This is a genomic window from Corynebacterium sp. HMSC034B08, from assembly GCF_001835805.1.
GTDB lineage: Bacteria > Actinomycetota > Actinomycetes > Mycobacteriales > Mycobacteriaceae > Corynebacterium > Corynebacterium coyleae.
On the sequence record NZ_KV825972.1, the window covers coordinates 58,708 to 80,305 of the forward strand.

Consider the following 21,598-nt stretch of genomic DNA (forward strand, 5'->3'; position numbering starts at 1 on the left):
GTTTTCCGAAATTTCGGCCGATTTTCCCAGAAACCCCGTGACCAGGGGTTACGCATATCGAGACCTGCATATGAAGCCTGGAGGGGCAGCGTGAGAGCCGAAACGGAAACTGGTAACGACGCAACCGCGGCCAGCGCTAGATTCGGCGGCCGGCGTGGTCGGCGAACTCGTCGAGAAGTTCGAGCACGTCGGGGGAGCGCCACCCGCGTTGGCGCTTATCTAACCGCGCGGACACGGCGATCCCGTCGGCTTCCAGGCGCTCGAGTGCGTTGCGGGCGGTCTCCGCTGACACGCTGAACTCTGCGGACACGGCGGCGGTTGTCAGTACGGGGCGCTGCACGAGGAGGTCGAGGACTCGCCAGGCGAGGGCATCGGCACGTGCGGTGAGCAGGCCGTTCCACTCGTTGCGGATCTGCGTGAGCTCTTCTGCCAACCGCGCTCCGCGCCGTGCGGCTTCGATCGATGCCCGGGCGAACAGTTGGACGATGCCATCGACATCACCAGCGCGGTACGCGTCCAGTGCTGCGAAATATCGTGTGGTGTCGGTGAGGAGGCTGGCAGAGATGGGCAGTGCGGTGGTCGTCGCTAAGCAACGGCTCCGCATTAACACGTGGACGAGCGCTCGCCCTGTGCGGCCGTTGCCGTCGGCGAACGGGTGGATCGTTTCAAACTGCGCGTGCGCAATCGCCGCCTGCGCCAGCGCCGGCATGTCGTCGCGTTGCATGAACGCGCCGAGGTCCTTCATCAACGCCTCGAGGTGGCGGTGGTGCGGCGGAACAAACAGAGCGCCGGCGGGGGAGTGGTCGCTACCGCCGATCCAAACCTGCTGGTCACGCAGCCGCCCTGCGATGTTCGGAGAAGACTGCCCCAACAGAATTCGGTGCATCTCCACGATCCCCTGGACGTCCGCCCGCGCGTTCTCCACCGCCGCCGCCATCTGCCGTGTGTTGGCCACGATGAGGTTCGCGTTGGCGCTGCCTCGTCCAGTCACCTCGGCCTCCAGCACTTTCCTTGCCGACGACGTCAGCTTCTCAATCCGACTCGACGCCACCGACTCGCTCCGCAACAACAACGGCGTAAACGGTACGACCCGGTGTGCCTCGGTGGTGTCGAAACGAACCGTCTCAATCGTTGCTGCGTCCAGGACCGTCTGCGTCTCCTGCGACAGTGCAACGCGTTCGTTGGCAATGCGTGGCACCACGGCCGCTGCGTATTGACGCGGCGCATTCCGAATCGCCCGCCGCGAGTACGCAGCAGGCGACGGTGTCCACTGCAGCGTCTCACTACCAACCTTGGGCCAAGTCATGATTTTGACGCTACCACCAAACTTTTGGCCTTAAGTTTGGCAGTTTGCGCGGACCGCCAAGGTTTCGGTGGCCTTACCGACGCGCCCGTTTCCGTGGCCTCGCCGGACCGCCCGTTTCCGTTCATATGCAGGGCTCGATATGCGTAAGTGCCGGTCAGAGCGTTTTCCGAAATTTCGGCCGATTTTCCCAGAAACGCCGTGACCAGGGGCTACGCATATCGAGACCTGCATATGAAGCCTGGAGAGGCAGCACGGGAGCCGGTACGCTCGGCCCCATGACTCAGCCGACCCGCAGCGCATCGCTTCACGACGACACCACCACCGACCGCCTCACCCAATCTGCCATCGCCGGCGCCCTGATCGCGGTACCCGACTACGTCCGTTCCACCCCAGGACGCATCTTCGCGTGGACGGCGATCCTCGGCGCGTACGCGGCGGCGGTGGCGAAGTTCGACACCGTCTACGAAGACACCGACCACGACGTCACCGCCAAGGTGGAGGAGAAGCCCGACACCACGAACCCGAAGGTCACGTGGGGGTTGTTCGCCGGGGGGATCGCACTGAATGCGCTGGGCCTGCGCCTGCACGTTGTCGTCCAGACGAAACTCGCCCGCGCACTCGAGCGCCGGGGCGTGAAGAAGCCGCACACGTTGCTCGGCGCCGCGTTTGCAGCGGTGATGTTCGCGGTGCTCGAGGCCGCCGCACGGGTCAGCCTGCGCTAGCGCTGCCTATCGACGAACGCTCGCCCCACCAATAGCTCCCTCACCGGCTCCTTCTCACCGAAGACGTAGAACCGGGCGAGGAAATCGTTGAAGTGCTCGGCGACTGACGGGTCCTTCTCATCGAAGGGGACCGTAAGGAGCAGGCTCGACCCCTCGCCGATGAGGTAACTGTTCGCGGCGAAGATAGCGGTGCGCTTGTTGCCGTCTTCGAACGGTTGCGCGCGGGCAATCTCGAGAAACAGGTCGACCGCTGCGTCTTTGCTGGTGTCGCTATTGAGCGTCTCGGTGATCAGGACGTCCAACGCCTGCTCCGACACCGCCGGCGGCTCGTGGCGACCGTAGCGGGTGCGCACGCCGATGCCCTGGTCGTCGGTACGCAAACTGCCCGGGTTGAGCGCGGCGCTTCGCGTCAGTGTGGCGTTGATGCGCCGCAGGTAGGCGGCACTGATCGGGGTACCGGTGTTGCTGAGGATGAACTCGCCGGCTGCCTTGAGATCCTCGAGCAGGGCGAGGTCACCGCGGCCGCGCACGCCGGTGGTGTCACCGGTTTCGAGGAAACGACCCGTGGCGGGCCTGCTAGTGGAGAGGTTGTCGAAGACGACACCCGCGGTGAAGATGACCTCGAGAAGTTGGCCGACGTTCATGGGGCCTCCCGGTTCCGGCGGTTGGGGTTGATGGGATCGAGTGTAGGGGGCGGTTAGTTACTGAGCGCGCCGCAAGTCCGACACTTCGCGGTGGCGGGCTCGCTCTCGAATGTTCGCAAGCCGCTCCTGCGCAACAGAGTCATGGGACTGCCTCCAACGCAGGTACGTGTCCTGCAGGTTCAGCCACAGCTCTGCCGAAGTTCCCAGCGCCGCACCGACGAGGGCTGCTGATTCTCTCGTGAGCTCGTGTTGCCCTGAAATCAACGCTTCCACAAACGTCGTTGGCTGGCCCAGAATTTCTGCAAAGTCTTCTTCACTCCAGCCGCGCGCTTCCAATTCTTCAGCCAGGTAGTCTCCGACCGGAAAAGCTTCGGCCAGTGGTTGAGTAGTCATCGTTCACCTCCCATTAGTGGTAGTCGACCATCTCGATCACAACTACGATGCGTCTATCTTCATCTGTCTCAAACCGAATGACAAGGCGAAATTGCCTGTTTAATCGAATCGATGAGGTACCGACTCGATCGCCTCGAAGTTGCTCGAGTCTTAAGGACTTCAGCGCTCGCAAATCTCTTTCGTCACTGACATTTGCAAGTACCTGAATCTTGCGACGAAAGGCTCGCACCAGCTCGGGAGACCAACGCTTTGGCTGGAACGTTGAATCTTCGGCAAGGCGTTTAAGGATCTTGTCTTCGAAACGAATTCTCACGCAGGCCATGACTCCGTCTGGTGAAAACACCGGCCGTTTGAGAACTTGCCTAAATTACGCGTTGGCCCGCTTGCCCACCCTTTTCTCCCCATGAGAAGAAGTGTAGAGAGCGATCTACGGTCTGCATAGCCTCTGCCTGCTCATTTGAGTGAACACTTCCCCGCGGAAAACCGCACCAAACGAATAAAGTGCTAAACAAGCAGCGCTTGGGGGTTCACACGCAAGACGCGCCGATGCTGGCGACCTCGCCCGACTAGAGGAACCGGCCTTCGCGAGCTGGCTGGTGGACAGGTCGTCGAAGACGACACCCGCGGTGAAGATGACGTCGCGGAGCAGCGTGACGTTCATGGGCACCTTCCGGGACAGCGACGAAGACAGACAGCACCGAGTGTAGGAGGCGGATGCGGGGGTCAGTTACTCCTCGTCTGGCAGTGGCTCACCGTATCCGGTGAGAAGGCAGAGTTTCGAAAGGTTGTTGTAGATCTCGATACGTTCCGCCTTGAACTTCCAGCACAACGTGCCGAATAGGTCGCCAGGGTTCACGCCTTCTTTGCTTTTGGCCACGAACAGGTGGGCAAGACGGTTGGCGAACTCTTGGTCGTGCCCCTCCACGGTTGCTCCGCCGCCCGCTGTTCTGCGGTCGGTATAGATAACGTTCCACCCGCCGTTGGGCGACTCGATAACCGCAACCTCACCACGACCCGAGACAAGACCATATGGAAGATAACCAGCCATTGCTTCTCCTCGTGACGCTGACCTGTAATCGTCTCGGCCCGCGTCGCTTCGGCTAGTACAACTTGTTGGTGCCGCCATCGACCATGAGGGTTTGGCCGGTGATGTAGCGGGCGTCCTCGCTGAGCAAGAATGGAACGACCGGGGCGACGTCTGTATCTGGGTCTCCGAAGCGGCCGAGCGGGATGCGCTGCAGGGACTGCTGGTAGAGCTCCGGGAATGCCTCGGACCACTTTTGTACGCCCTCGGTTAGCGCCATCGGGCCGACGACGTTGACGCGAATGTCGTCGTTCGCCCACTCGTTGGCTACCACGCGTGACAGGCCGCGGATCGCTTCCTTAGCTGCTGCGTACGCCGCCTGGGTGGGCTGGCCGACAATGCCGGCGCCGGAGGCAAAGTTCACGATCGCGCCACCGTTGTCTTTAAGGTGCGGGTAGGCAGCAAGCATGAAGTTCTTGGTGGCCTCGAAGCCGGTGCCGAAGGACAGGTCCCAGTCCTCCTGTTCCAGATCGCTGAATGGCTTTTGTCGCGACGCGTGAGCGTTGTTGACCACGCCGGTGAGCTTTCCGAACTTCTCCACCGCAAGTTTTACGGCCTTCTTTGCGGTCTCCGGTTTGCTTACATCGCCGTTGAGGAAGACAACATTGTCGCCGAGGTCGTTCTCGAGGGCGGCGCCGGCGTCGTCGTTAATGTCTACGGCCACAACCGTCGCTCCACGTGCGACGAGAGTGCGCGAGATTGCCCCGCCGATGCCCGCCGCGCCGCCGGTGACCACGGCGACCTGATCCTGCAACTGCGTGTTCATATCTTGAGTGCTCATGAACCCGAGTGTAGGGGCGGATTGGCGAGGTTACCCGTGCCTCCACGCAAGAAATGTGTCTTGCAGATTGAGCCACAGCTCTGCCGAGGTACCACGTGCTGCTCCGACCAGCTCAGCGGATTCCCGCGTAAGCTCCCGCTCGCCCGAGATGATCTCTTTAACAAAGCGCGTCGGCCGTCCCATGATCGCGGCGAAATCTGCTTCGCTCCAACCACGTTCTTCTAATTCCTCCGCGAGGAAATCTCCCACTGGGAACGCTTCTGCCAAAGGTTGAGTAACCATTGTTCACCTCCGTCAGTGGACCATCGGAGGACCGTCAGTGGACCTCCAGTGGCCACTGACGATACCGCCGCTACGCGGGCCGCATCCCCCAACTGCTGAACCGGTGCCGGTCTACCGCCTCCTCCACGGCATACACCATGTCCCGAAGGGCACCGTACCCCGCGAGCTTCGCCTCCAGGTCCACGATCAATTGCAGGCCATCGACCCACATCTCCATAACCACGCGCGGTTCCGCCGTCCCCGGCGCGAACAGCGGCAGCGGGAAGTACGCTGAGCCGGAGTCTTTACCGATTTCACTGCCATCCACCTCGCTGCATTTGTAGTTCAGGCCCATCTCTGCCAGGCCGTCACCAGCCAATTCAGCGCTAGGTTCTGGGAACTCAACCTCTCGGATTTCCACCCGCATCGCGCGATCCGCCTCGTCCGCATAGGAGAGAGGTTGCGGCAACACGCGTGAGATGGTGTCGCAAATCGGCCCCATCATGTCCAGACGTCCGGCGTCGTCGCATTCCCGCGCGGAGATCGCGAGCCCGTATACGCCAGCAAACCGCAGTTCGTGCGCGAGTGCCTCCCCGCTGATCTCCACCATCAACCTGGCCGCCGAACCCGCTGATTCGACGGTTGTCGCCTGCCGCATCAGCAGCAGCAGCGGCAAGCCAGCCATCAAAACGATGCCTGCGAGGTGCTCAGCCACCTCACCTGCTTCCGGCTGCTTCATACTGACCGTCCGACGCTTTCTGGCCGCCCGATTCAGTCCGGCAACAACCGCGTGCCCAAGCTCCCGCCCGGAACCGTCAATCTCACCGAATCGGTTCGCAACAATTATCCGGCCCCCAACGTGCGTTCCCGCCGCTTTGGCCCCAATTTTCCAAGTTTTCATCCCCATGCCCGGCAGCCTACGTCGCACCCCGCGCGAGCACAGCCCCTCACGTGCTCATTTCAGTGGACATCCGCCTACCGACGCACCAAAGGTTTTCTCACTACAAACAGTTGGTGAACACCCAATTGTCCGCAATGCGGAGTTGTTAGAGCCAGTCTGCGCCCTTGTCATCGAGATCGACCATGGCGGCCCACCACAGTCATATGCAGGTAGCTCATCCGCAGCATTTGACCCCGCCGATTCCTCAGACCGCCTCAGTGTCTGACGGAGGTCGTTCTTTTCAGCCGCTAACTTGGCTGCCTCGAGAATGTCCGAGAAGAGATTGATGGAGGTGCTCATGCCGAAGATACCATTAAGCGTCAACGCTTCAGGCAATAGCTCCATGCCCGGCAGTTTCAAAACTTGGCGGCCTCAAACAGTTGGTGCGTACCTACTTGTCCGCAATGTGGAGTCCGCAAGGGGCGACGCTCAAAATCGCCCCAGCTCGTCAGCTCTATGCACGACGGGTTCAAGGTCGTACCCGAGCACGGCAAGAACGTCGATCACCTTGCCGATCTCCGCCGTCGGCTTACCGTGCTCCAGCTCCCGAAGGAACCGGTCCGACACGTCGGCAAGCTCGGCGACCTCCAGTTGGGTCAGCCTCCGCTCCTTACGCTGGGCGCGCACAAAGCTGCCGAGTGCCTCTATGTCCACGTGTCACGTCTCCTCGCTGACCGTATGCTGTTACGGAACGTTCGCACCGAATCTGTTCCTATAGGCCGTGAGGTTAGCGCAAAACAGCGCATTTCGGTGTGTTCGCTCCGACTTGGAGGCAAGCGCCCTCAATTTCAGATCGGCACGTTCGTTTCGCCGAGGGCAAGCTCGCAGGGTGGCCTCGGCCGCATACACGCAGCGATCTGCCTATCTACGCACCGGCTTAGCCCAGCGGCGCGTAGCCAAAGTCACCGCGCTGCACCTGACTGCGGGCATTCGGGTCGAAGGTTGCGCACAGGGCTGCCGCCACGTAGCGCACACCGCCTGCCGGCGAAGAGGAGCCGACGCGCTCGGCGCAGTTCTCCAGGGCTGGCAGGCCGATACTCTCCCCGGGCGAAGTCATGGAGAAGAAAGACGCGGCCATCATGGTGTTGCCATCGGCGCGCACGTATTCCGAAGAGCCCTTAATAGCTTGCCAAGCAATCGCCCCGACGGGATCGGTGCGGAACTGGTCCCGCTCAGTAGGGGTCAGCTCGGCGTTAGCAGCAGGCACGGACAGTGTTGTGATGAGTAGTGCTGCTGTTGCAGCAAGGAGAGGAAGCTTTTTCATAGGAACACTCTATCTCCCGCGCCACAGTTCTTCTTGGCATTGCCGACCCCGGCTTAACTGATGGCGCTGCGCAACTGTCGAATCTCGGCAGGCCCCACACGGCGCAATGCGGAGTCCGCACGGGATGACGCATCGACGACCTCTACCACCTCAAGCTGAGTCAGGATTACGCTCAACCCAAGCGGAGCTGGACGAGTTCATCGAGAACACCAACCTCATCATCAGCGCTCTAGGCGTTTCCGCTTTCCAGCCGAAGGCAACTTCGTCGAAGTCTCGCACCTCGACCAACACGGCTTCAGCTTCGGCGCGCCCGAGCGACGACGAAGAACCGATCTTCGAGCTCACCGTTCTCAGCCAAGGTGTTCAAGGCTTGGGCCAGCGCACCACTTCCGGTTTCCTCGTCCTCGAGGGATCCACGTTGCGGCCGGAGCTGCGTCCCAGCGCCCCGCGAGGGGTCCACGCTACCCGGGAGCGCTACGCGGACCAGATCCAGGACAACACGCTGACCTCAGACTTGGAGTTCACCAGCCCGTCCGCCGCAGCGGCGTTCCTGGTGGGCGGTGCAGCAAACGGCAGAACGATGTGGCACCTGCAGGATGAACCGTCCACCACGCTCGCAGCCTGGGAAGACCGCGAGGGGGACGAAGCCGACCAGCAGGCAGTGCTGCCCGAGCCGCCCGAAACCCCCTAACCCTCCGGAAGCAGCTCCGACCGGTCGCCGACGGTTGTGATCACGAGTTCGTCGCGGGCTCGAGAAGCAGCGACGTACAAAAGCGATCGTTCGCGCTGCAGGGCTTCGCGGGCATCGGCTTCAGAGAGGTGCTTGAGGCGGTAGCGCACCGGCATGATGTCTTTGCCCACGCCCATGAGGATGACGTGGGTGAATTCCAGACCTTTGGCGCCGTGCATGGTCATTACGCTGACCTGCTCGTGGGAGGCGAGTTCGGCGTTTTTGGTTTGCACGGCGTCGATGCCGTGGGCGGCGAGTCCCGCAACCACGCGAGAGAGTTGGCCGCGGGTGCGGCACATCACGCCGATGCGGACTTCGGATGCGTTGTCGACGTCCAGCCAGCGGTTGATGCACTCGGCAGCTGCGGCGAACTCCTGTTCCTCCGAGGTGCAGGACAGGATCTCGGGGGCGGGGCCGGTGCGGGCGGAACGGTAGTAGTTGACGTTGTCTTCTTGGCCTTCGGCGTCGATAAACGCGGTATCGCCACCCAGCAGGATGCGCAGGGCGTAGTCGAGGTTCTGCTTGGTGGTGCGATAGTTCAGGGTCAACCGGTTGGAGGCCCGCCCGCGGGTGGAGATGCCGAAGTGGGACAGGGTCAGCGGGTTGCCGTAGATGCGCTGGTGGGAGTCTTCGGCGATGAAGATATCGTTCGGTCCCGGCGCGACGCAGGCGCGGAGGAAGTGCCAGTGGCCGGCGTTGAAGTCCTGGGCTTCGTCGACAATGACGTGCTCGAACATGGCCTCGCCACCGCGCTCGCGGCGGACGTTCAAGATCTCGGCGCCGACGGCGGACATGGTGGGCCAGAAGAGTTGGCCGTCGATGGCTTGGGTGTGCATGACCGATTCGAGCACCGCCCAGACTTGTTTGCGCTGCTTACGGTTCAGCGGGGTGCCGCGGCCGGTGCGGGCGACTTTCAGATACTCAGCCTGGGTCGTGATCCTGTTCGCCAACACTACGGTTTCGTATTCGGCTTGGAGGAAGGTGTCGTTAGCTATCTCGCGTGGCATGGCCTCGTCGGTGCTTTCGATGGCGGCGTCCCACACGTTGCGAGCGGCGAGGTCGGTGTAGGGGCGGACGTGTGAGACGGAATCCCCAAGCACGCGCCGGGTGGCTTCCGCGACTTCCTCCGAGGTTCCCAGGGATACGGCTTTGCGGACGACGGCGTCGATGTTGTCTACCCAGACCCCGGGCTCACCGGGCTCGCCCGCTTCGGGGTACGACGCGTTCAGCGCGTTGAGCTGGGACTTCAACCCGTGGGCGAGGCCTTTGGTGAAGGTGGTCAGAAGGATCGCTGGCGGGGTGTCACCGGGGGCCTGGTTGGCCACTTTGCGGCGTGCGAGGTTGTTCGTGCGGTGCACAGCGACGACGGTCTTGCCGGTGCCGGCGCCGCCAAAGACACGGGATGAGCCATTGCGTGCGCCTTCAGCCATACGGCGCTGCTCCGGGTGGATGTACACGCGCCACTGGTTGAAGGAGCCGGACTCGATGACGGCGCGCAGGGATTCGGTCTCCACGTCGTCGACGTAGGCGAATTCCAGCCCGGCGGCTGCCTTGCGCAGGCCGGCGAGCAGACGCGTGTCTTCCGGTGCGGCGGCGTCTTCGGAGGAGACTTTCTCCAGGTCAAGCGCTTCGCGGGTTTGATCGATGTCGTAGCCAGCAACCAGGGCGAGCATGGCTTCGTGCTCCCACTTGGGGCGATCTGCAAGCAGCGCGTCCAACTCGGCCTCGGTGTCCAATTCCTGCGCGCGCGTGGTCAGCGCTGGGTCGATGCCCAGTTCGTCCCAGAGTTGCTGCGGGGTGTAGCCAGAAAGCGCTTCGCGCGGAACAGCGGTGTGCGTATCGACGACCTCCGCAACCACACCGGAGCCCTCCACCGAATCGGCAGCAGCCTGCTTCTCCGCCAACTCCTGTGCTGCCTGCGCCGCTGCCTCGGCCTTCGCCTGCGATTCGGAAACGGCCTGCTCGGGGGTTTCTTTGATCAGGGTGGTGATGCCGTTGATGGGGTTGACTTCGAGGCGCAGTGTGGCGGGGTCGAGGCGTTCGGCTTTGAGGTTGCCTTCGTCGTGGGAGTCGACGTCGACAAGCACAAAGTGGTGCGTTTCTTCGTCCTTGATCTCGAACAAAACAGCGCGGAATTGATCGTTGATGCGGCCGGTGCGGACGCGCTTGTCCACGGCGTTGGACAGCGTCTTGATCTTCAACGACGGGTTGGTCGGGTCCGCCGAGAGCTTCTGCAGGAAGTTCATCGTCGGTTTCATCAGGGCGCCGTCGAGTTTGAGGCCGCCGTAGAGGCTGAACGTCACCATGGTTGTCACTCCTTGCCCAGCAGTGCGGCCGGGATTGTTTGCGGGTTCAGGCTACCGGGGTAGAGCAGTGTCCAGCCCTCGTTGCGCAGTTTGGTTTCGGTATCAGGGTCGGCGCCTTCCTCGTCAAGCATGAGGGCGATCTGGTGTTCGACCCAGGTCACCGCGGTGGGCAGGCCGAGGAGTTCCTCGCCGATTTCCTCGGTTTCGGCCGCACCTGCCTCCGCGAGCACCTGCAGCGCGGCGACCACGTCGGATTCGTCCTCGAACTCCTCGATCGCTTCGGCCCACATGCCGGATGCTTCCTGGGCGGCAGGTTGGGGCGTTTGCTTTTCGACGACCCCATCTCCCGCACCTGTCCCCACCTCCACATGGTTGTTTGCCAACCACATGATGTTGGCGAACCGCAGGAACGTCACCCACGTGTCTTCGGTGATTGAGCCGGATTGTTCGGCATCCACCATGAGGCGCGCAGGCACCACGGTCCCGCTTGTGCGGTGCACGTCGAAGAACAGCTCGTTGCGGTATGTGAACCGGATGCCGCGTTCGGTGCGAGCACCAGGCGACACCTGGGACAAGTACCACATCATTGCCGTATCCATGGCGGCGTAGGACTTGCTGAAGGGGTCCGTTAGGTAGCCGAGCAATTGCGTGACCGGCGAGGACTGCAGGAAGGTATGGGCCGGGTCATCCAGAGCCCTGCAGTGCGTACCAACCGCCGCGCGCCCCTTCTCGGTCACCCACGACGGACGCGTGGCGGTTTGGTTCACTTCTGCCTCGCGCCAGTCGAGGTCGGGGTTGGTGATGGACCAGGGGAGGTAGTCGTCGATAAGCAATGCGTTGCGCAGGGCGATGTCGCCGGGGAAGCGGTAGTGCTGCTCGCTGAAGTGGAACGCCTTGCCGTCGGTGTACACCGCGACGGGGCGCACGCTGGCGTTGGTGCGGTGGCGGAAGACGAAGTCGGGGCGGGTGCGGCCGAGATCGACCTGCTCGTGCATCGTCCAATCTTGGCCGCCAAGTTTGATGTTCCACTTCACCCCGCCGGCACTGGGCAGGTCTTCGACGGTGCCCTGGGCGGCGACGATGGCCTCGCGGATGACTTCGCGGAAGCGCACCTCCAGGTTGGATGCGGGATCCAGCACCGGTGCCTCGGTTTTCGTCTCCCACGCGACGGTCAGCGGGTCGACGTCGGGGGAGGGGTGGTCCTGGTTGGTCAGGATGGAGCGCAGCGCACGCTCGGCGGCGGCGCGCGAGGTCACGTCCAGCTGCTGTGAGTTGGCGTAGGGGAGGAGGCAGTCGGGGCAGGCGAGGCGGTCGTCGTCAAGGCAAGAGCACGCTTTGACTTGCTTGAAGGCTTGCTCGAGGAGTTGGCGCACCGCCTCGGGGGAGGCAAACTGCGACAGGTACCCGGTGCCACCTGGGACGTTGTCGTGCATGAGCAACGCCTCGACGGTGTTGCCGCGCGCGTCCGGCACGCGCACCGTGGCCACGCTGAGGTGCTGCGGATCGCCCCCGAGAACCTCCTTGAAGCCGAGTTTGATCGCGGCGGTCAAACTCGGAATGGTGGCGTTATCCCCGGCAGTCAGCGCGACCGGCACGTGCAGCAGCACGCCCTGGGTCTGCAGAGTGCGGGACAGGGCGACGGTGACCACGTCCTCTTCACGCTTGTTGCGCTGCGGGCACCACGGGCGGTGATCCCACTTGGAGTTCGCGCCCTTTTCGGAATCCAGGTGGCCGCAGTAGTTACACACGGTGAACAGGGGCGATTCGTATTCCTTCGCCGCAATCATGCGCTTTGCCGCCGGTCCCCGGCCGAGGTTGAACCACCGCAGGTCCACGTACCGCAGGTACTGGGCGCCGAAACCCTGGGAGAGGAACCACGCCGGGCCCTCGCCACCTTCGGGCACGGCGAAGCTCAGGGTGGTTTGGAAGCGCAGGTTGATGCGTTCTTCGCGGGAGGCATCGATAACCGCACGCGCCCGATCCACCTCCGCGCTCACGCGACGCATGCGGACGGTGTCCAGCACCTGGCCCTTATCCGCAAACGTCGGCTCCGCACACACCGGACACGCGCCGGGCGTGTGGCCGGCCTGGACGAGTTCGCCGTAGGAGCACTGCGGGCACAGTCGCCACTGTTCGATGTCGGCGCCGTTGTGGCCTAACTCCACCGCGTCCACGCGCGCGGCGATGCCTCTGGCGTAGAAGGTGTTGCCCGGCGCGAGTTCTGTCAGCGCGGAGGAGACGCCGCGGGACAGTTCGAACGTTTCCGGGTCGATCTGCATGGTGGTGGGGTTGAGTTGGCTGACCACGACGGAGAGTTCCACCGTGTCGTCGAGCAGGGTGAAGTTGGGCAGCAGGCCGTAGCGCTCCATGGCACCGATCCAGTGGTCGCCGTCCACGATGTAGCGCAGGTCCTGCTTCACGCGGTTCAGCGCGGCGTTGGTGCTGCGCTTTTCGCGCTCCAGGTCCGGGTCGGCGTTTTCGGTGCCGGCGTTCGGGTCCACCTTGGCAGCGAGTTCTTTACGACGATCCTCCAACCGCTGCCGGCGCTGCTCCAGCGTATGGCGTTCTTGCTGCCACAGGTTCTGGGTGCGCTGCAGTTCGCCCGCCAGCGAGTCGTGGCCTTGGCCGACGGCCCAGGTGCGCACGCCGTCGAGGGTGAGCTCGTCCACGTGGGAGGCGGACACGGTGGCCAGGAAGGCGTTGACGCGGTCGGCCACGCCATCCACGATGTCATCGGTAAGCGCCTCCACCAGGGAAATCTTCCGGTTGGAGAACACGTCGATGGCTTTGCTGATCTGCAGTCCGTGGGCGGAGAAGTTCAGCGTGTCCACCAGGTAGGCGGTGGTTTGGCGGCGCAGGATCTCCGTTGCGGACAGGAACGCCGCGGGTGGTGCAACGGTGCCGGCGATGACGGACAGCGGCTGGTTCAACTTCGGCAGGATCGCACCGCGCCCCTGCACGAATGCCAGCACGAGCGAGTTGCCGGTCAGACGCCCGGCGCGACCCACGCGCTGCACGTAGGAGGCGACGGTGGTGGGCAGGGAGGCGAGCATGACGGTGGAGAGATCACCGATATCGATACCCATCTCCAGCGTTGGCGTTGCCACGAGCACGTTCGGAGCATTCGGCGCATCCGATGCACCATCGCCACCACGGAAGGCGCGCTCAAGGGCCAGGCGTTCATCCTTAGGCACCAGGCCGGTGTGTTCACGTGCGACGATGGTGCGCGGGTTGGTGGAGGTGTAGAGCTCCGAGTAGTAGTCGCCCTCCACCTTGTCGGTGCGCAGCTCGCCGGGGCAACCCGGAGTTGGGCACGGCAGGCCGGCAAGCAGTTCGCGGTTGCGCTCGTCCACGCCGAGTTGTGCGTGGCAGGTGCCGCACAACAGCATGCGGGGGTTGTCCTCGCGGCGCAGGATGACGCGCTCGGGCGGGATGGCGTAGATGGTGCCGCCGGTCTCGGTGCTCACGGCGGTAAGGACCTCCGCGTTGGCCAGGGCGCGGAACGCCCCGGTGAGCGCGGTAGCGGCGTCGTGGGTGGAGATGCCCAGCACCTTCCCTGTCCAGCGCGCGTAACGGCCACGCGCACTGCCGAGCGGGGTCAGGCCGCGGTCGACGTCGTTGAGCGTCGGCCCGGAACGCGGGAACTCGGGCGCACCACCCTTGGGGAAGCTGGGCACGCCGTCGGCCTTGGCGTAGCGGTTGTGCAGACGCCAGGAGTTGGCGTCGTCCGCCAGGTAACTCTTGAGCAGCGGGGAGTTGATGCCGCCGCGCTCACGGACCTGCTCGAGCAGGCCGCGCATCCAACGAAGGCGCAGGTCCTCGGTGAGTTCGACGGTATCGAAGAGGGTGTCGTCGAGAGCTTTGAGCGCCTCGTCGGCGGCCTCAAGCAGCACAGCATCGTCGGCCTCCACCGCGGGTGCGAGCGTGCCCGTGGACACCAGGGAGCGCGGCAGGTGGGCACGCTGGCCAAACTCCAGGGCGACATCCAGGTGCAGGCGGTTGAGCACCGCCGTGGTGGCCGCCCGGCGCGCACTGCCGTCGGCGTCTTTGGACCAGAACGGGGTGAACCTCGGGGTCTCCGCGATCTCGGGCGGCAGAAGTTCGAAGCGGGCGCGGTAGGGGTCCTCCATCGCGTCTGCCTTGTTCACGATCAACTGTGGCAGGCCGGCGACCGAAACTGCATCGTCGCCAACCACCCGGCGCATAAGCGTACGGATGCCAAAGGCACGCGCACGCGACTGCACAAAACCAGCGCGGTGCGCGGCGTCCTGCACCGAGTCCGCGAACACCAGCGTCTTCTTCTCGTGCTGATCTAGCGACGGCATGCCGAACAGGTTGGACAACCCCACCGACAACAGCGTGGCCACGCGCGAGCCGATGTAGCGGATCGCATCCGCCTCACCGCAGGAGGGGCAGACCTGGTTGATCGCGTGTTCCTCGGCGTTGAGCCCCGTGTAGGTGAGCACCGGCACGGACAGGCCTTCTTCGCGCTCCTTCTCGTCCGGCTCGCGGCTGGTCAGTTCTTGAGTCCAGGAGTGGAACCAGGTCAGGTGGCGTTTGCCGTCCTCGTCGTCAAACTCGGAGGCGTCAGTGCCGTCGGAGAGGGATTGGCGGTGTTCGTTGGTGGCGTCGATAAGCGGGCGCACGCGCTCCGGCGATTCGATGGATGCCTTGCGGATCTCGCTACCGCCAAACATCACCGCTTCCGTACCCGGTTCCAACGCGGTCATCCACCCGGCGCGACCGCACGCGCGGCAGTAGATGGCAGGCAGCCAGACCGAGGAGTCGTCAAGCCCCACGTGGCCGTCATCGGCGAAGCGAAAGATGTGGCCGTCTTCGATGGGGGTCACGGCGCGCTCGATGCGGGAGACCTCCCGGACCCACAGGTGTGTTTCCACGCCAGGGAGGCGCTTGCCCTCGAACCCGTAGGCCTCGCCAGCCATGGCGCGCACGTGCGCGACGGCGGTAAGCAGGTGCGTGACAAACTCGCGCGCGGTGTTCTGGCCGAGGCTGCGCACCACAATATCGCCAAGCACCCGCGCCGGGAGGGTGTCTTTCTCCCCGGCGCGCTCGATCAGCGGGCGAGCGGTGGCAGCACCTTCCAGCAGGTCGCGTGTGAGCGGGTGCACGGCGTATGCGGCGATGGTCTCCTCGAGGTCCTCACCAGCACCCCACAGTTGCGTGCGGAAGACGTCCAGCACAACATCCGCGTGGTCGCGCCCAGACGTATCCGCAGCGATGGTGTCCACCACCTCGCGCAACTGGTCGATACTCGGGGGCTCCTGTGCTTGTCGACGACCAAAGCGCCCACCGATCTCATCCCCCCACTGCCCGTAGGTCAGCGTCTTTTCCCCAACCAACGCGTCGGCAGCGAAGCGCTCCCCGAAGATGGTTTCTGCGAAATCGAGCACCTTCTGGGTGTCCTCTTTGCCACCCAGCGTTGCCGAGGTAGCCACCGGTGTGACCCGCCCCAACGGGTTGTCCGCATATTCGCCGATGAACCCCTCCGGCTGGTGTTGCTTGAGCATCAACCCCAACCGGCGCAGCAGTAGCGCCACGTCGGTGCCCTGGGCGCCGTCGTACGTGTGGAACTCATCCAACACCAGGTACTGCAACGACGTTGCGGAGCGCTCCCAAATCTGACGATCAGCCGGGCGCAGCAGCAACTGGTCCAGCATCTTGTAGTTGGTCAGCAGAATGTCCGGCGGGTCCTGGCGGATCCGGTCACGGTCCGTGATCAGTGAGTCCGCCGTAACCTTCTTCACGTTCCCGGTCGCCTCACCGGTGTAAATCCCGGCGGTGACGTTGCCCAGCACCGGCTCGCTGGTGATCAACTTGGCCAGGCGGTCCGCCTGGTCATTGGCCAGCGCATTCATGGGGTAGAGCAGCAGCGCCTTCACACCACGGTGCCCTTGCGCGCGGGCGCGTGCCGCATGGTCCAGCACCGGGTACAGGAAGGATTCCGTCTTACCGGAGCCAGTACCCGTGATCACCAACGTAGGATCCGGACGGCGCGGCCCGTGCTCGTCCCGGCTGCGCAGCCTGCGGAACGATTCCGCCTGGTGGTGGTACGGAGTGAACCACCCCGGCATCCAATCCAGGATCCCTTCCCAGTCGTTCGCGCGTGCGTACGGCAACCGGGAGCGCACGTACGGCCCGTGGAACATGCCGTACTCGGTGTCCTCGAAAAACGCCTTCAGCGCATTGGACGTTTCCGGGTTAGCAAGCGAAAACGCGGTAGCCAAGTACTCAGTTACGCCACCGAGGACGCGCTCTGATGCGTGGACGGGGATCAGGGAAGACACAGTGTCACTCTATCGGGCAGGTCCTGTCGTTTCAGGCACCACCGGAGATAGATATAGAGGTGCCCCGACCAGAGATTTCCTGGTATTTAAGAAAACGGCTTGTTCGCCCCTGCGCACACCTCTATGGTGGAGATCAATACGGCAGGCTCGCTTCCCGGAATGGGAACGCGAGCATTGTCCTTTCTAGGCCCGGCTACTCCTCCCCGCACCGCCCCGCCAACGCCCGTGCAACGGCGAGGTCCTGCCACGGCATACCAACCGTCTTAAACACGATGCGCCGATTCGGATCAAGCGCAACATCACCGCGCACCACATCCACCATAGGAATCACATCATCCCAGGACAGTGCGCCCTTCTCAACAGCAATCGCGACATCGCCAGCCTCGCGCTGCGCGGCACCAGGATCCTCCACGACTACCTGCGCACCTGCCAGCACGTCCTCGTGCAATTCGCGCGTATCTGTGGTGTGCGCACCAACGGCCAGCACGATCACGTCCTCGCGCAACGCCTCAACCGACAGGATCGGCTCTGGTGACGACGTTGCCGTCACCACCAACCCAGCCCTCCCCACAGCCTCATCCGCCTCCGGGGTGCCGGCCTGCACCCACTCGTACGGGAAATCATCTGGCTCGTTCCGCGAGACAAACGTGAACGACACCTCACGCACACCATCAAGCACGTCCGTGATGGTCTCCGCGTGCCCGACCCCTTGCGCGCCGGTGCCGAAGATAACGACGTCCAGCGGTTCCGACGACCCCCGCAACAGATCAACCACACCAGCTACCGACACCGCCGGCGTGCGCAACGTAGTCAACGCCGCCGCATCAATCACCCACTCCGGCGTCAACGTCTTACCACCCAAGAGCAGGTACGAGCCCTGAATGAACGGCACATCCACGTCCGAATCCGTGGGCTGAATTCCGAGCACCTTCACCCCAACAGCACCATCAAGTGCCGACGGCAGCAGGTGCATCTCACCGTGAGGGAGCGCCACCTTCTGCCGCTCTTGGTCGCTCGCAGGGTCGAACCCACCCGTGAGCTCCTCGCGCAGAGCGTCTACCGCTGCCGCTGGCGAAAGCGTTGCCATCGCCTCGTCATAGTCCACGTAACGCATGCGCCACAGTGTATGGATTTTTCTGACAGGGGAGCAGCATACTTCTCGGCGTATATGTTTCCGGTCAAGTGCCCTCACAAACTCGATTCAGGATTGAATCGAAACTATCTCCAAAATACGAGACCCGACACCTTCCCATTTCGTCACATAGCTGGATCACGGAAGTAACCACAAGTAGACCACGTTCAGACCGTCAACAAGTGCGTTTACAACAATCGAAACTACCTTCGATTCGCCCTATAATAAAAAGATGTCTACTCTCCGACAGCGAATCGAGCGCGCTCTCGATGACGAGACTGTCAAGATCCAGCATGAGATGTTTGAAAAGTGCGCCGTATCTCTACTCCGCAACATTTATCCAAGCCTTGAGTCTGTAGCGGGCGGCACTGACGGAGGTTTAGACGGCAGGTTCATCCAGGACGGGAAAACGATTGGCCTCCTTATAACTTCCTCCCGCCGATGGGCCGGCTCAACGGCAAATCTCAGAAAAAACCTAAAATCAGTCTCCGCCAATTACCCAGACATCGATACAATTATCTTTTCCTCTCTTGCGGATATCTCTATGAAACGCAGACAATCCCTCGAGAAAATCGCAAAAAATCTTGGGTTCACTCTTTCTAAGGTTTTCGGGAAAGATTGGTTCGTCGATCAGTTCTATGACCACCCAGACTGGCGCAAAATAATATTGGACCTTCCAGATGGTCCATCCTCGTTCTCCTTACAGCCCACTGGTTGGAAATCTAGAATGTCCACGCATCACACAATCGGACGCCAACAGACATTCGACAAAATCAACCGTTGCGATTCCGATGTGCTTTTGTTCGGTTTACCTGGGATTGGAAAAACCCATGTCGCTGCGAACTTACCCAACGTCGTTTTTTTGAATTCAACTGTTGTCGGCCCAGGGCTCGTTGACGATTTACTTAGTTTCCGTCCCTCGCATGTTGTAGTCGACGATTCCGGCCGTAAAACAAGCCAAATCCAATTGCTCAGAGAGGTTCGTGAGGCGGAAAACTTCGATTTCAAGATTGTGGCAACATGCTGGCCCCACCAAAGAAGTGATGTAGCAAGGAATCTCAACCAGCCAACAGAAATTCATATCGATCGGTTATCTCGCGCCGAGATCGGTGAAATCCTTCGGGCGAGAGGCATCGCACGAACAGCATTGATTGCCCGAATTTTGGAACAATCAGACGGTCGCCCAGGGTGGGCGATCAACCTCGCGAACTTAATCATCGAGCACAAGGACATTCATACCGCTTGGTCAGGCATTGGACTTCAGGCCGCCGTCGTGACATCCATTGAAAACCTGGGATTAGACCGCCGAGCACTAACAGTGTTGGGCACCCTGGCTTTGATTGGCGAACTGGACGAAAGGGAAACCCCGCGCTTCGCGGACCTGCTCGGAATTCCTCGTATCGAAATGATCGAGCTATTGGAGAGTATCGCGACAGCAGGCTTAATAGATGTTTCGCTACAGCGGACCTACGAAGTGCTACGAGCCGTCGGACAGCCCATGAATCTGTATGGCACCCAACCAGGATTAATGAGTGCTTCCCTCGCTTGTGCCGTCTTCTTCTCCGAAGTTAGCCAGCCAGTCAGTATTGCAGAAGTCAAAACAGCCTTTCCCGAAAAAGTGGGATCGGTCTTGCAGCGTCAGTGCGATTCCTACCACCTGAACTCTCAGAGAAACTACTTACCCGACAACGAGGAGATTGAGCACTGGGGAGTTCTAAAGCAGGACACAACTTTGCTTCAGAGTTTCGCTGCGATTGGGCCTAGGCAATCGTGTTTCTGCGCAGAGGCCACCCTTCGCGGTGTACATGATTTGCTGCAGAAAGGTAATAGCGGAAAGGCGCTCCTGCTGGCAGAAGGCTTCGCGGCATCTATTGGTGTAATGCACTGGTCAGATGATTCTTCCGTCATTCAATCCTTCTTAGGAATTCTGAATCTCCTCAGCACCGCAAACGTTGACTACCAAAATGCAATAGGCAAACTAATAACGAGTCTTCAATACACAATGCCCGGCGAAGTACCTTCCCCCAAGCGGAAGATTGAATTTCTTCGATCCCTCCGAGAAGCAGCGATTCCACCTGAGCAGGAAACGGTTTTCATAAGAACGCTAAGCCGACTTGCGACACCAGTTTTCGAGGTCAGTTATCTAGATCCGGAGCAACCAGCGACGTTTGTCATGACAAGCGGAGCCTGGGGCATTGAGGAATTGGAGCGAATTGGCGAGTTATCCACTCAGATTGTGCGAGACATGTGGGGGGACCTTGCCCCTTTATCTCAAAGCTATCTGCTGGACCTACTGGACGGGTGGGTGCGTATTGCCTACCTCGGTGTGACATTTCGGATATCGGATAAGCAACGAGAGGCTGCAAAAACCGTGTCGCTCTCGTTAGCATCATTCATGGCGAAATCGATTTCGGATCCAGGCGTGCGAAGCAGATTTAACGACGTAGCCCGCCCGCTCGGGTTGGGACTGGAAGAACCTGATCGTCTATTTTTCGCTTTATCCGAAGATCTCGATTTTAGGCTCGGTACAGAGGCCGCCATAGTACACCGAGACGCTTCAATCACAACAGCGTTAAAGCCCTACTTGTCCTGCGACCCTGGTGTCCTCATGGAGTGGTTGAATTGCCATTCGGATTCTCTGCAGTTAGCGAACTCCAAGGACAGTATCCCCAATCTTTTTGGGGTTCTTGCCAATCAACAAATAGACCACCTCATCTGGGCACGGTCTGCCGACACTGCAGGATACACAAGAGAGTCGAAGCCACTCATAGCCGAGTCAGTTAAGCGTGGCACTCTTTCAATAAGTGACGTAGAAGATCTTGCAAGTTCGAAAGCCCGATTTCAAACCTTGCTAGAAGCAGTAATTGAGCACAGCGACGACTCTCTTGTCATTCGAGAATGCCTAACTCGCACCTCGACCAAAGACTTCTCCGGAGTACACCCGTATTCGATCCTGCGATCCAATGCTCTTGCCCGGGAAGCGCTCTTCACCCACGAAAACGTTGAAATTCGCAGCTTGTGTGCAGCTATATGGGCTGCTTCTCCTGCATTAGACGTACAGGATGATGCATGGCGGAGGGCCATACTTCAACATGATTTTTGTGAACAGGGGTGTGCTGCGTCGCTTTACGACGAGGCGCTACAAAACATTCTGCAACACGATGTAGATCTTTTCGCGCAGTTGTTCCGGTCTCACCTGCTCTCAAGCGCAGAGAAACACAGTATCAATTTCACGCCTTGGGAGTATGCCCTGGATTCTGCCGACCCACGTGCGAAGAACAAAGTCTGGAGCCAAATCAAATGCTCCTCCCAAGCAGCCGATGCCTTCTGGGCGATAGCAAGAAACGACTTTGCCTGGGCGAAATCCCAAACGTCGGACCCAGGTTTCAAGCTAACCGCTAAAGACCTTTTGGAGTCTTACAGTTTTACTGCCAGCACTACCTACGAATTAATGGAATTGGTTGAAGTGTTTCGCCCGCTTCACCCCGATGCTGGTGGGTTGGCGCTTGCCATGGATTCTGGAATGGTCTCTGGTTCTGAGTCTGAGGTGCTTCAACAACGTCTCGATATCCTGCACCAACTGTCCGCGAGTGATGACCCCTACTTAGCTGAAATTGGAAAGAAAGGAGTCTCTCTATACGCTCCACGCCTCGCCAGAGCCTACAGACGAGAACGTATTGCAGAGGTTCGAGGACGTTTGATTTGAAAGAACTCTGGGAAAAGGGTGGCC

Annotated in this window: 16 protein-coding genes; 3 read left to right on the plus strand and 13 right to left on the minus strand. The window is 61.3% G+C overall.

Translation table 11 applies throughout. The features are described from left to right. Positions 1 to 136: 136 nt before the first annotated feature. On the minus strand, positions 137 to 1,306 hold the full coding sequence (locus HMPREF2656_RS10725) for a Fic family protein (RefSeq protein ID WP_070816740.1): 1,170 nt from the start codon (positions 1,304 to 1,306) through the stop codon (positions 137 to 139). Between the two features lie 275 nt (positions 1,307 to 1,581). Between HMPREF2656_RS10725 and HMPREF2656_RS10730 the strand changes: the two genes are divergently transcribed. Beyond that, entirely contained in the window at positions 1,582 to 2,028 is a 447-nt protein-coding gene (locus HMPREF2656_RS10730) for a hypothetical protein (RefSeq protein WP_070816742.1), read from the plus strand. Here the strand turns inward: HMPREF2656_RS10730 and HMPREF2656_RS10735 are convergent. The 9 genes from HMPREF2656_RS10735 to HMPREF2656_RS10775 form a co-directional block, all read right to left on the minus strand. Continuing rightward, a complete protein-coding gene (locus HMPREF2656_RS10735; protein ID WP_070422085.1) occupies positions 2,025 to 2,672 on the minus strand; it encodes a Fic family protein in 648 nt (215 codons plus the stop codon). The two genes, HMPREF2656_RS10730 and HMPREF2656_RS10735, sit on opposite strands and share 4 nt — an antisense overlap. 57 nt (positions 2,673 to 2,729) lie before the next feature. Further along, a complete protein-coding gene (locus tag HMPREF2656_RS10740) occupies positions 2,730 to 3,065 on the minus strand; it encodes a helix-turn-helix transcriptional regulator (RefSeq protein ID WP_070816743.1) in 336 nt (111 codons plus the stop codon). Positions 3,066 to 3,078: 13 nt separating this feature from the next. Then, the gene (locus HMPREF2656_RS10745; protein ID WP_070816745.1) at positions 3,079 to 3,387 is read right to left on the minus strand and encodes a type II toxin-antitoxin system RelE/ParE family toxin; all 309 of its coding nucleotides are present in this window, start codon (positions 3,385 to 3,387) and stop codon (positions 3,079 to 3,081) included. Positions 3,388 to 3,792: 405 nt separating this feature from the next. Next, positions 3,793 to 4,113 (minus strand): hypothetical protein, encoded by a 321-nt coding sequence (locus HMPREF2656_RS10750; RefSeq protein ID WP_070771131.1) that lies wholly within the window; start codon positions 4,111 to 4,113, stop codon positions 3,793 to 3,795. Between the two features lie 52 nt (positions 4,114 to 4,165). After that, positions 4,166 to 4,930: an SDR family NAD(P)-dependent oxidoreductase gene (locus HMPREF2656_RS10755; protein ID WP_246825161.1), complete on the minus strand. Its 765-nt coding sequence runs from the start codon at positions 4,928 to 4,930 to the stop codon at positions 4,166 to 4,168. 30 nt (positions 4,931 to 4,960) lie between these two features. Then, entirely contained in the window at positions 4,961 to 5,212 is a 252-nt protein-coding gene (locus HMPREF2656_RS10760) for a helix-turn-helix transcriptional regulator (RefSeq protein WP_070422090.1), read from the minus strand. Positions 5,213 to 5,282: 70 nt separating this feature from the next. Then, complete coding sequence (locus HMPREF2656_RS10765; protein WP_141740813.1) at positions 5,283 to 5,930, minus strand: hypothetical protein; 648 nt, start codon at positions 5,928 to 5,930, stop codon at positions 5,283 to 5,285. A 630-nt stretch (positions 5,931 to 6,560) separates the two neighbouring features. Next, positions 6,561 to 6,785 (minus strand): helix-turn-helix transcriptional regulator, encoded by a 225-nt coding sequence (locus tag HMPREF2656_RS10770; RefSeq protein WP_034996602.1) that lies wholly within the window; start codon positions 6,783 to 6,785, stop codon positions 6,561 to 6,563. Between the two features lie 223 nt (positions 6,786 to 7,008). Then, positions 7,009 to 7,395, minus strand: coding sequence for a hypothetical protein (locus HMPREF2656_RS10775; protein WP_070568356.1), 387 nt, complete (start codon positions 7,393 to 7,395; stop codon positions 7,009 to 7,011). A gap of 370 nt (positions 7,396 to 7,765) precedes the next feature. Between HMPREF2656_RS10775 and HMPREF2656_RS13165 the strand changes: the two genes are divergently transcribed. Then, a complete protein-coding gene (locus HMPREF2656_RS13165) occupies positions 7,766 to 8,086 on the plus strand; it encodes a DUF4357 domain-containing protein (RefSeq protein ID WP_168167274.1) in 321 nt (106 codons plus the stop codon). On the opposite strand, the gene HMPREF2656_RS10785 is transcribed toward HMPREF2656_RS13165, so the two are convergent. From HMPREF2656_RS10785 to HMPREF2656_RS10795, 3 genes are all read right to left on the minus strand, one after another. Next, entirely contained in the window at positions 8,083 to 10,431 is a 2,349-nt protein-coding gene (locus HMPREF2656_RS10785; RefSeq protein WP_070816750.1) for a 3'-5' exonuclease, read from the minus strand. The two genes, HMPREF2656_RS13165 and HMPREF2656_RS10785, sit on opposite strands and share 4 nt — an antisense overlap. A gap of 5 nt (positions 10,432 to 10,436) precedes the next feature. After that, positions 10,437 to 16,736, minus strand: coding sequence for a DEAD/DEAH box helicase (locus HMPREF2656_RS10790; RefSeq protein WP_070816752.1), 6,300 nt, complete (start codon positions 16,734 to 16,736; stop codon positions 10,437 to 10,439). A gap of 193 nt (positions 16,737 to 16,929) precedes the next feature. Further along, positions 16,930 to 17,850: an ornithine cyclodeaminase family protein gene (locus HMPREF2656_RS10795; RefSeq protein WP_070816753.1), complete on the minus strand. Its 921-nt coding sequence runs from the start codon at positions 17,848 to 17,850 to the stop codon at positions 16,930 to 16,932. Between the two features lie 250 nt (positions 17,851 to 18,100). On the opposite strand from HMPREF2656_RS10795, the gene HMPREF2656_RS10800 reads away from it, so the two are divergent. Continuing rightward, positions 18,101 to 21,574 carry an ATP-binding protein gene (locus tag HMPREF2656_RS10800; RefSeq protein ID WP_070816755.1) on the plus strand — a complete coding sequence of 1,158 codons (3,474 nt, stop codon included), beginning with the start codon at positions 18,101 to 18,103 and terminating at the stop codon, positions 21,572 to 21,574. Positions 21,575 to 21,598 lie beyond the last annotated feature (24 nt).